The following is a 9,636-nucleotide window of genomic DNA, read 5'->3' as shown; positions in this document are numbered from 1 at the left end:
GCCAGGCCGGTGCCGCCGCCGCACCGGCGGCCCGCACCCCCCTGGGCTCCGCCACCGAGACGATCCCCCGGCGGATGGACGCCAACGGGGAGTCCCCCCTGGCGGACGTCATCGCCGACTGCCAGCTCCACGCCACGCGGGGCCGTGGCGCACAGCTCGCGCTGTCCAACCCGGACTCGCTGCGCACGGACCTGCCGCAGGGCCCCCTGGACTACGGGACCCTGCACACCGTGCAGCCCTACGGCGACCGCCTCTACCTGGTGACCGTGACCGGCGAGGAGCTCCAGGCGGCGTTCGACCACTTCGCCGACGACATCGGCGACAACGGCCCGGCGGTCTCGTCCAACGTGAGCTACACCGTGGATGCCCGTCGACCGGTCGGTGCCAGGGTCACCGAACTCCGCGTCGACGACGAACCGGTCGATCCGGCCCGCGAGTACACCGTCGTGGTCAACGAGTTCCTCGCCTCACCGGAGTTCAACGGCTCGCCCCTCGCCGAGCGCGGGGATCGCCGTGAGGCCGGCCTCACGGACATCGACGCCCTGCTCCGGTACGTGGAGGACGAGGGCCCGCTGAGCGCACCTGAACCCGGACGGGTCCGGGTCGTCCGGTAGCCGGCCCGCGGGCCCCTCCGCGCGCCCCGGACCCCGCCCGTTCCGGGCGCCCCGGACCCGGGTCGCCCACCTCCTCGCGGCGTGGACCACCTCCCACACCGGGGGCCTCCTTAGTAATATCGCGTCGTGCATTCTAAGATGGATTTCATTACCCGATCCGGGCCCCCCACCGGACCGACGCGATTGGCCGACGCATCCAGCACGAGCCGGTCCACCTTCGACCTGAACTTTTCCTGAGAAAATTGGTGCCCATGCCACAGCGACGTCGTTGTTCCCGGACGAGGAGATCCGCGCGGATCGGCCTGGGTCTGACCACCGTCCTGGCGGTGGGATCCGCCTGTGTGTCCACGGGCGCGGCGCCGGTCGTGGAGACCGATCCGGGCGCCCCCGCCAGGCTCGACGAGGTGACCGTCCAGCGCTTCGAGTACCCCACGCACGGCTCCCCGGATCCGGACCAGAACTGGGCTGATCTCTACCTGCCCGCCGGCGAGCAGCGGGTCGACTCGATCCCCCTGGCGGTCCTCATCCACGGCGGGGCGTGGCAGGACCAGATCGGGGCCGACTCGTTCGACCCTCTCGCCCGCAAGCTCGCCAGCCGCGGCATGGCCGTCTACAACATCGAGTACCGACGGGTGGGGTCGGGCGGTGGATGGCCGACCACCTTCCACGACGTCGCGAGCGCACTGGACCACGTGGTCGAGGTGGACAAGAGGTTCCCGCAGATCACCACCGACGACGAGCTGGTGGTGGGACACAGCGCGGGAGCCCAACTCGCCGTGTGGGGCGGCACCCGGCACCTGCTGGACGACGACGAAGTCGGCGCGAAGCCGGCGTTCCGCCCGACGCGGGTGGTCTCGATCGCCGGCCCCCTGGACATGGTCTACGCGGCCACCCACGGCGACGACAGGATCGTCACGGCGATGGGTGGCACCCCGTCGGAGGTCTCGGGGAGGTACGCGAAGGTCGACCCCATCCAGAACATCGACCCCGGCACACCGGTGGTCGCGATGCACGGGGCCCGCGACGTGACCGTGGCGCCCGAGAACTCCCAGCGGTACGTGGACGCGGTCACCCGGGCCGGCGGGAAGGCCAAGATGATCCTGTTCAACGACGAGGACCACGTCTCGCTCGTGTCCGGGGACTCCCGCGCCTATCCCCGCGTGCTCGAGATCATCCGCCACGTGTCGGCGGCGGATCTGCACGAGACGACCGCCTGACCGCGCTCCCGCGAGCGGCGGACCAGGCCGTCACGCGGTCAGGCCGTCACGCGGTCACGCGGTCTGGCGGTCAGGCCAGGACCGAGTCGAGCCAGCCGAACATCCGCGCGTCGGTGAGTTGTCTGGCCAGTGGCTGACAGTGGAAGTTGGCGCCCTCGGCGGCGGTGAACCGCGCCAGTTCGGTGGGGCCGCCCGCGCCGGCGGCGAGCCGCTCGGACTGGCCGGGCCAGAACTGTTCGTCCTCCGGATCGGTCACCAGCAGCGGGGTGGTGATGCCGGCCATCTCGTCCGCCGTGAGCGCGTACTCGTGCACCTGCGCGAGGGTGTCGAAGTACCCGGTCCGGCCGTACGGGCGCGCACGGAACGCCCACGTCCGCGCGGTCGAGGACGAGAACCTCATCCCCAGGGACATGTCGCGGTCGAACGCCTCCTTCTTGCCGGAGCGGAACAACGACATCAGGCTGGAGGGGATGTGCGCGGTCCACGACGCCGCCACGTCCACCACCCCGGGGTCCGCGACCGCGGCGGCGAAGCGGTGTTCGTACGCCAGCGCCCTCGGCACCCAGTAGCCGCCCTGGCTGAGCCCGTAGACCGCCAGCCTCCCGGGGTCCACGTCGGAGCGGCCCAGGAGGAGGTCGACGACGGGGGTGAGGACCGACTCCCAGTCCGGGCGGAAGCCGATCCCCCGCTCGAACAGCATCGACTGCTGCCCCGGTCCGTCGAACAGCAGCACGTTGTACCCACGCGCGAGTGCACCGGCCGCGCCGTTGTGCCAGAGCCCGCTGGTCGCACCGTCGCTGCCGTTGACCATCACCAGCGTCCGACGGGGTCCCGGGTCGGTGGACGGCCGGAGGAACCACCCGGGCATCGAGTCCTGCTCCCAGGGGATCGTCACGCGCTCGACGATCCGGTCGGTGGTGTCGACGAAGCGCTCCCAACTCGATCGCTGCAGGCGGAAGGTGGACGTCAGCTGGTCCTCGGACTGCAGGCCGCTCGCCGCGTTCACCGCGACCGCGAGGTAGGTGGCCGCGCGCAGGTAGGCCGCCGACGCGGTCACCGTCCGCCCTGCCGCCGCCTCCCGGTCCGCCGCGGCGTGGACCCTGCTCCCGAGGTCGTGCCAGGCCCGGAACCAGTGGTCGTGATCGCCGTCCCCGACGTCGTCGACGGTCGCCAGGATCTCGCCGGCCTCGGCGGCGCCGTAGGCGACGGCGCCGAGAAGACACCGCACCTCGTAGTCGAAGTCGGGGTCCTTGTAGAAGCCCTTGCTCAGTGCGCGGTGAGGCCGGGCGGAGAAGAAGGTCGACATGGTCAGGACCCCTGACAGTTGGAGGTGGGGGCGAGGCCGGCGAACCGGTCGGTGAGGAACTGGGCTGTCTGCGCCTGGAAGGGCACGAAGGCCTCGGAGTGACCGAGGCGGTCGTACTGCGCGTAGGTGACGGCGACGCCGCGGGTGCAGTACTCGTGCGCCAGGCCGGCGACGTCCGCGGTCACCATGACCGAGTCTCCGATCCCGTCGAGGTTGCCCACGGCGAGCAGCATCGGGACCCGCGGCGTGCCCGTCGTTCCCATCACGTTGTCCCCGATTGCGCTGACCACGGCGGGGATGTCCAACAGGGAGGTGTACGGGAGGCGGACCATCTGGGCGTCGGTCAGCCCGGGATAGTCGGCGGCGAAGGCGTTGATGCACTGCGAGCTGACGGTCTCGACGAGCTGACGGCCGTAGTCGGACAGGAAGCTGTCGGTGTCGATCCCATACGCTCGCTGATAGGCCACGACGAGCGCGGGGATGACCCCGGCCCATGTGGCGCTCCCGCTCACATACGGGAGGTTGTGTGCGATGTTGACGGGGAGCCCGCCGGCGGCCGCGCCGACGATGTTGAGTTCCGGGGCGTAGCTCGGCGCCACCTCGGCACCCCACTGGGTGGGCACGGACCCGCCGGAGTATCCGGCCAGCCCCACCGGCGTCGACGCCGGCAGTCCCACGTGGTCGATGGTGGCGCGGACACCGTCCAGGGCGGCGTAGCCGGACTGGCGCCCGATCGTCCACTCGAGGTCCGGTCCCTCGTAGTCGGGAACGACGACGGTGTAGCCGGCCGCGAGATACCCGCCGATGACGCCCTGCTCCGCGATCGCGGCCCGACCCGGGGCACCGTTCCCGGTCAGGGTGTAGGAGGGATCGCATTCGGAGCCCAATGCGTCGTAGGCCATGTGGTAGGAGATAAGCCTCGGGGGCCCCGGGACCAGGGGCCTGAGGATCGTCGCGACGGTGGCGCTCGGGCCGCCCGCCTGGTCGGTCGTCCGGTAGAGCACCTGGGTGCTGGTGAGCGGTGTGGCGAGTTCGAGCGAACCGTAGGTCATGGTCCTGCTCTTGATCACCGTCCCCGGCGCGAGATCGGCGATCGGCCCGTCGGGGGTGTAGAACGGGTCGGCGGACGGCAGGGGCACGGGTGGCGGGGCGGCGGACTGGGCCGCCGACGATCCCGTCCCGGCCCCGAGGCCCGCGCAGAACACCAGCAGGATCGCGAGGGTGCACGCGACACCCCGGCGCGTCTGACGGATGGCGGTACTGGTCCCGGTCATGGCGCACTCCCGGCGTCTCGTCGCGCTCAACGGATGGTGCGGTGGGGACCGGGTCGCCGATCAACAGCGGTGGACGGACCCGCACGCTCACTAGATGCTGTCGCAGATCATCCCAGCAGCACACGCGGTTTGTAAACAGATCGTTATGCGCCCTGTCCGTCGAGTTCGTCGAGCAACTCGACCGCCGCGCGGGCGTACTCGCCGATCCACCGGTCGTGGATCCGCTTGATCGGCAGCGGCGCGAGCGACAGGTGGCGCTCGCGGCCGACCCTGCGCCCCGTCACCAGGTCGGCCCGCTCGAGCACGCGCAGGTGCTGCAGCACCGTCGTGCGGTCGCTCTCGGGGAAGAGGGCACAGAGCTCGCCGGTCGTGCGCGGTGAGCTGGAAGAACTGACCTTCACCGTCTCGGGTCGCGTGGGGCGGCCCGTCGACGCCGTCTACGAGGCCGTGGCCGACCCCGCGCAACTGTCCCGCTACTTCACCACCGGGGGCGCCCGTGGCCGGCTCGAGCCGGGCGCGGAGGTCTCGTGGGAGTTCGCCGACTTCCCCGGCCGATTCCCGGTGACGGTGGTCGAGGCCGATCCACCCCGGCGGCTGGTCATCAGATGGGAGGGCGTCGAGGCCATGGACCCCGAGACCACCACGGTCTTCGAGTTCGAACCGATCGACGACGGCGCGCGCACTCTGGTCACGATCACCGAGCGGGCCTGGCGCGTGACGCCCGGCGGCGCGGAGAACGCCTTCGGCAACTGCGAGGGGTGGACGATGATGCTCACCGCACTCAAGGCGTGGGTCGAGCACGGCATCAATCTGCGTGAGGGCTTCTACTCCTGAGCCCACCCAGGTGCGGAAGTGGAGGGATTTGAACCCCCGGTGCTGTTGAGGCACGCTCGCTTTCAAGGCGAGTGCATTCGGCCGCTCTGCCACACTTCCCTGTCGTCCGCCACGACACGCTCGAGTGCGTGGTTCCACGTGGAACACGCGGAGACGACGGTGCTCATCGTAGTGGACCCCGCCCGCCCGCACCCAGCCCGGCTGCCGACCGGGGCCATCGCGGCTACGGTCGAGGGCATGAAGGCCATCGAGTATCGCAACGGTCCCGATTCCCTCCGTCTGACGGAGGTCGACGATCCGATCCCCGGTCCCGGCGAGGTGCTCGTCGACGTGGCGGCCACGGCCGTCAACCGCGCCGACCTGCTGCAGTCCAAGGGGCACTACCCGCCCCCGCCCGGTGCGTCGGAGATCCTCGGCCTCGAGTGCTCGGGGCGGATCTCCGCCGTGGGCGAGGGCGTCGAGGGCCTGGCCGTCGGCGACGAGGTGTGCGCCCTCCTGGCCGGCGGCGGGTACGCCGAGAAGGTGGCCGTGCCCGCCGGACAGGTCATGCCCGTGCCGGTCGGGGTGTCGTTGCACGAGGCCGCGTCACTTCCCGAGGTGGCCTGCACGGTGTGGTCCAACCTCGTCATGACGGGCGGGCTCGGCCGCGGCGTCCTGACACCCAACGCCCGCTGGGGCGATTCGGAGCTCGGGGCCCCGCGGGTGCTGATCCACGGTGGGGCGGGTGGCATCGGCTCCCACGCGATCCAGGTCTGCCGCGCGCTCGGCGCCCGCGTGGCCACCACCGCCGGAGGTCCCGAGAAGGTCCGGAAGTGTCGCGAGCTCGGCGCCGACCTGGCGATCGACTACCGCGAGGACGAGTTCCCCGACCGGGTCAGGGAGTGGACCGACGACGACGAGAGAGGCCGTGGCGTCGACCTGATCCTCGACGTGATGGGCGCGAAGTACCTCGAACCCAACATCGCCTCACTCGCCCCGGACGGCCGACTGATCGTGATCGGCATGCAGGGCGGGATGAAGGGCGAGCTGAACCTGGGAGCCCTGCTCCCGCGCCGCGCCGGTGTGCTGGCCACCAACCTCCGGGCCCGCCCGGTGGACGGTCCCGGCGGCAAGACCGGCATCTGCCGGGAGGTGGTGGACCACGTCTGGCCGATGATCGCCGCGGGAGACGTGACCACCCGCGTCTCGCGTGAGATCCCGCTGGAGCGGGCAGCGGAGGCGCTGGGCCTGCTCGAGTCGGGCGAGAGCCACGGCAAGATCCTGCTGACCGTCGACTGATCACTGACCGTCGAGTGATCCCTGACCGTCGAGTGACCGAGGAGGAACTGACGATGGCCGCCACCGCAGACGCCGACGACCCCGGTGCCGAGCACGGTCCAGCCACCTTCATGACCGCAAGTCGCACGATCCCGGCGTCCGCGTCGGAGGTCTTCGCGCTGCTGGCCGATCCGACCCGCCACAAGGACACCGAACCCGGGGACTGGGTACGCGACGCGGTTACGACGGAGGCCATCAGCGGGGTCGGGGACGTCTTCGCGATCAACATGTACAGGGAGGCCGGGGGCGGTGACTACGTCATACACAACGTGGTCACGGCATTCGAACCGGACCGCACGATCGAATGGGAGCCCGGCCGGACCGACGAGGCCGGTCACCTCTCCACCGGCGGGTGGAGTTGGCGGTACGACCTGGCCCCGGCGGGCGCGTCCACCGAGGTCACCCTCCGGTACGACTGGACCCGCACACGGGAGGGGTTCGCCGCCGAGATCGGCGGGATGCCGCCGTTCGGACGCGATTTCCTCGAGGCGTCACTGGCCTCGCTCGAGGCGGCGTTGGCGAGCTGAGCCCGGGTGATGCGCTCGTGGGATGAGCCGGCGCGGTGAGCGGGTACGACGGTCAGCCCGCCGGGAGGTGGTCCAGCATCTCGAGCACCTCGTCGCACCAGCTCACCCACGCCTGCTCCACCTGGATGCCCAGCGTGAGCACCCGGTGCTGGAGGAGGTCGCGGGCGTCCCCCGGGTCGGGCCGGGCGAAGTCCCTGTCCTCGATCTCGCGGTAGCGGCGGAGGTTGGCGGCCCGCTGGTCGCGGTGGTGCGTCAGCGCCTCCCGGACCTCGTGGACCGCCCCCGTCGCGGCCGCGGCACGCACCCGCACCGCCATGGTGGACCGCATCGGGTCGGGCTCGTCCGGCTCGCGGATCCACTCGGTGAGCAGCCTCCGGCCGTCCTCGGTGACCTCGAAGCGGCGCGGGTTACCCCGCGAGGGGGCGCCCTCGAGCGGGAGCTCCCGGATCAGTCCGGACTCCCCCAGTCGATCCAGCTCCCGGTAGATCTGCTGGTGGGTCGCCGGCCAGAAGTACCCGATGGACTTGTCGAACCTCCGCGCCAGCTCGATCCCGCTCCCCGCCCGCTCGGTGAGGGAGGTGAGGATCGCGAACTTCAGCGACACGGTGTCAGCGCGCTGCCAGAGCGGACGCCGCCTGCTCGTACTCCGCGCGGAGCCGCTCGACCAGGTCGCGGACCGAACCCGTCGAGGTGACCGCGCCGACGCCCTGGCCCGCACCCCAGATGTCGCGCCACGCCTTGGAGTCCGCGCCCCCACCGGAGCCGAAGTCCATCGCCGTGGGATCCGAGACGGGCAGGTCGTCGGGGTTCAGCCCCGCCGCCTCGATGCTGCCCCGGAGGTAGTTCCCGTGGATCCCCGTGAACAGGTTGCTGTAGACGATGTCGGAGGCGGTGCTCTCCACGATCATCTGCTTGTACTCCGCGGCCGCGCGGGACTCCTCGGTCGCGAGGAACGCCGACCCCACGTAGGCCAGGTCGGCGCCGGCGGCCTGCGCGGCGAGGATCGACCGGCCGTGCGCGATCGCCCCGGACAGCAGAAGCGGGCCGTCGAACCACTCGCGGATCTCCTGGATCAGGGCGAACGGCGACTGCGTCCCGGCGTGTCCACCGGCGCCGGCGGCCACCGCCACGAGCCCGTCGGCGCCCTTCTCGATGGCCTTGCGGGCGAACCTGTCGTTGATCACGTCGTGCAGCACGATCCCGCCGTAGGAGTGGACGGCGTCGTTGACCTCGGTACGGGCACCGAGGGAGGTGATGACGATCGGCACCTCGTGCTCGACGACGGTCGCCAGGTCCTGCTCGAGCCGGTCGTTGGACCGGTGGACGATCTGGTTGACGGCGAACGGGGCCACGTAGCGGTCCGGATTCGCCGCGGCGAAGGCCGCGTTGCTCTCGGTGACCTGGTCCAGCCACTCCCCCAGGACCGACTGCGGTCGCGCGTTGAGCGCCGGGAACGAGCCGATCACACCGGCCTGGCACTGCGCGGCCACCAGCTCGGGGCCGGAGTAGATGAACATCGGCGAGGCGACCACCGGCACGGTGAGCGGGCCGGCGAGGACGGAGGGAAGGGCCATGAGCAGTCCTTTCGGGACCGGGATGAGGTCGGCTTTCCCGACCGTACGGCCGCCCACGGTTTTATGCAACTAGTTGCACAAAGATCTGGACGCGTGGCGGTGGAGCGTCCCGATCACCTCATCGCTCACCGACCGGGTAGATCTCCTGGGCCACCCGCTCCGCCGCCGACACGAACGCGGCGACCGTCGCGGGAGCGAAGCCGCCCGAGTCCGGAATCGCGGGGATCCCCGTCGACCCGGCCGCGCCGGGGTCCTGGGCATCCGCGGCCCCCGCCCCCGGCGACTCCCCGGCTCTCACCGACCGCCACGGCGACCCGGCGGCCAGCAGCGACCCGTGCTTGACGTCGTAGAAATCCGATCCCGTCCGCAGGGCCACACCCGAGGCCCCGCGGGCCGCCGCGAAGAGATGGGGGTGGAAGCGGCTGGTCAGCCAGACCTGCCCGGGCCGGGCGGGCAGTCCCGTGGACCACAGTTCCTGGAACGGCACGAAGCGCGCGCGGGGCAGCTGCAGGGCCGCCAGGGCGCGACCCACCTCGTCGTCGTCACCACCGGGTCCGGACGCGGACTCGGCGCGGTCACACACCATGTCCCACACCACCCGGTCCCCACCGGGGATCGACTCGACCACGGTGATCCGCTCCCCCGGCACCGCCCACGCGGCGAGGACCCGCCCGAGGGTGTCGGCGAGCACCTCCGGCTCGACAAGGTCGGACTGGGCACACACCACCAGATCGCGGCAGGTGTCCGGATCGGGGGAGTAGACGGGGTGGTCACCGGCCTCCACTCCCCCCGCGCAGGACAGCGCCAGCCACCCGTCGTCGGCCACGTGGCGGACGGGCACCCCCGTGCCCTCGAGGAGCCCGGAGGAGGCCGCGTCGCGGACGGTGACCAGGTGGTGGTCCCGCAGCGCCTCCGCCAACAGCCCGGGGTGCTCGCACGGCACGAACCCCTGGCCCGTGGCCACCACGTGCGC

10 protein-coding genes, 1 tRNA gene and 2 pseudogenes are annotated in these 9,636 nt (G+C 71.4%); 5 read left to right on the top strand and 8 right to left on the bottom strand.

Translation table 11 applies throughout. The annotated features are described in order from the left end of the window. Both G6020_RS06750 and G6020_RS06745 read left to right on the top strand, forming a co-directional pair. The coding region (locus G6020_RS06750; RefSeq protein WP_182610091.1) for a 5'-nucleotidase at positions 1–614 on the top strand (614 nt) is incomplete at its 5' end. 251 nt (positions 615–865) lie between these two features. Beyond that, a complete protein-coding gene (locus G6020_RS06745) occupies positions 866–1,831 on the top strand; it encodes a prolyl oligopeptidase family serine peptidase (RefSeq protein ID WP_179524271.1) in 966 nt (321 codons plus the stop codon). Between the two features lie 70 nt (positions 1,832–1,901). Here the strand turns inward: G6020_RS06745 and G6020_RS06740 are convergent, their stop codons facing one another. From G6020_RS06740 to G6020_RS17530, 4 genes and pseudogenes are all read right to left on the bottom strand, one after another. Then, positions 1,902–3,137, bottom strand: coding sequence for a prolyl oligopeptidase family serine peptidase (locus G6020_RS06740; RefSeq protein WP_182610090.1), 1,236 nt, complete (start codon positions 3,135–3,137; stop codon positions 1,902–1,904). 2 nt (positions 3,138–3,139) lie between these two features. Further along, positions 3,140–4,411, bottom strand: a complete 1,272-nt coding sequence (locus G6020_RS06735; protein WP_241732599.1) for a lipase family protein — start codon at positions 4,409–4,411, stop codon at positions 3,140–3,142. Between the two features lie 143 nt (positions 4,412–4,554). Further along, positions 4,555–4,734, bottom strand: coding sequence for a helix-turn-helix domain-containing protein (locus G6020_RS06730; protein ID WP_347238326.1), 180 nt, complete (start codon positions 4,732–4,734; stop codon positions 4,555–4,557). Next, positions 4,735–4,812, bottom strand: a pseudogene (locus G6020_RS17530) (hypothetical protein); the annotation flags it as partial. Here G6020_RS17530 and G6020_RS06725 point away from each other — a divergent pair. After that, positions 4,781–5,245, top strand: coding sequence for an SRPBCC domain-containing protein (locus G6020_RS06725; protein WP_182610088.1), 465 nt, complete (start codon positions 4,781–4,783; stop codon positions 5,243–5,245). The pseudogene G6020_RS17530 and the gene G6020_RS06725 overlap by 32 nt on opposite strands. Before the next feature lie 13 nt (positions 5,246–5,258). Here G6020_RS06725 and G6020_RS06720 read toward each other — a convergent pair. Then, positions 5,259–5,344: transfer RNA gene (locus G6020_RS06720), tRNA-Ser, on the bottom strand. A 138-nt stretch (positions 5,345–5,482) separates the two neighbouring features. On the opposite strand from G6020_RS06720, the gene G6020_RS06715 reads away from it, so the two are divergent. Then, complete coding sequence (locus tag G6020_RS06715; protein ID WP_182610087.1) at positions 5,483–6,523, top strand: NAD(P)H-quinone oxidoreductase; 1,041 nt, start codon at positions 5,483–5,485, stop codon at positions 6,521–6,523. Positions 6,524–6,576: 53 nt separating this feature from the next. Beyond that, on the top strand, positions 6,577–7,089 hold the full coding sequence (locus G6020_RS06710) for an SRPBCC family protein (RefSeq protein ID WP_347238325.1): 513 nt from the start codon (positions 6,577–6,579) through the stop codon (positions 7,087–7,089). A gap of 52 nt (positions 7,090–7,141) precedes the next feature. Here the strand turns inward: G6020_RS06710 and G6020_RS06705 are convergent, their stop codons facing one another. From G6020_RS06705 to G6020_RS06695, 3 genes and pseudogenes are all read right to left on the bottom strand, one after another. Then, complete coding sequence (locus G6020_RS06705) at positions 7,142–7,693, bottom strand: PadR family transcriptional regulator (protein WP_182610086.1); 552 nt, start codon at positions 7,691–7,693, stop codon at positions 7,142–7,144. A 4-nt stretch (positions 7,694–7,697) separates the two neighbouring features. After that, positions 7,698–8,663 carry a nitronate monooxygenase family protein gene (locus tag G6020_RS06700; RefSeq protein WP_182610085.1) on the bottom strand — a complete coding sequence of 322 codons (966 nt, stop codon included), beginning with the start codon at positions 8,661–8,663 and terminating at the stop codon, positions 7,698–7,700. 118 nt (positions 8,664–8,781) lie between these two features. Next, a pseudogene (locus G6020_RS06695) lies at positions 8,782–9,636 on the bottom strand (polysaccharide pyruvyl transferase family protein); the annotation flags it as partial.

Origin of the sequence: Dietzia sp. B19, from assembly GCF_014145155.1 — a bacterium.
GTDB classification, from domain to species: domain Bacteria; phylum Actinomycetota; class Actinomycetes; order Mycobacteriales; family Mycobacteriaceae; genus Dietzia; species Dietzia natronolimnaea.
Note: the sequence above shows the minus strand (reverse complement) of the source record. Positions and strands in the feature narration are given on the sequence as shown.

Bases quoted from the DNA above. Each gene is read 5' to 3' on its own strand.
- G6020_RS06700 (WP_182610085.1), bottom strand. From the start codon at position 8,663: ATGGCCCTTCCCTCCGTCCTCGCCGGCCCGCTCACCGTGCCGGTGGTC.
- G6020_RS06710 (WP_347238325.1), top strand. From the start codon at position 6,577: ATGGCCGCCACCGCAGACGCCGACGACCCCGGTGCCGAGCACGGTCCA.
- G6020_RS06735 (WP_241732599.1), bottom strand. From the start codon at position 4,411: ATGACCGGGACCAGTACCGCCATCCGTCAGACGCGCCGGGGTGTCGCG.
- G6020_RS06715 (WP_182610087.1), top strand. From the start codon at position 5,483: ATGAAGGCCATCGAGTATCGCAACGGTCCCGATTCCCTCCGTCTGACG.
- G6020_RS06740 (WP_182610090.1), bottom strand. From the start codon at position 3,137: ATGTCGACCTTCTTCTCCGCCCGGCCTCACCGCGCACTGAGCAAGGGC.
- G6020_RS06745 (WP_179524271.1), top strand. From the start codon at position 866: ATGCCACAGCGACGTCGTTGTTCCCGGACGAGGAGATCCGCGCGGATC.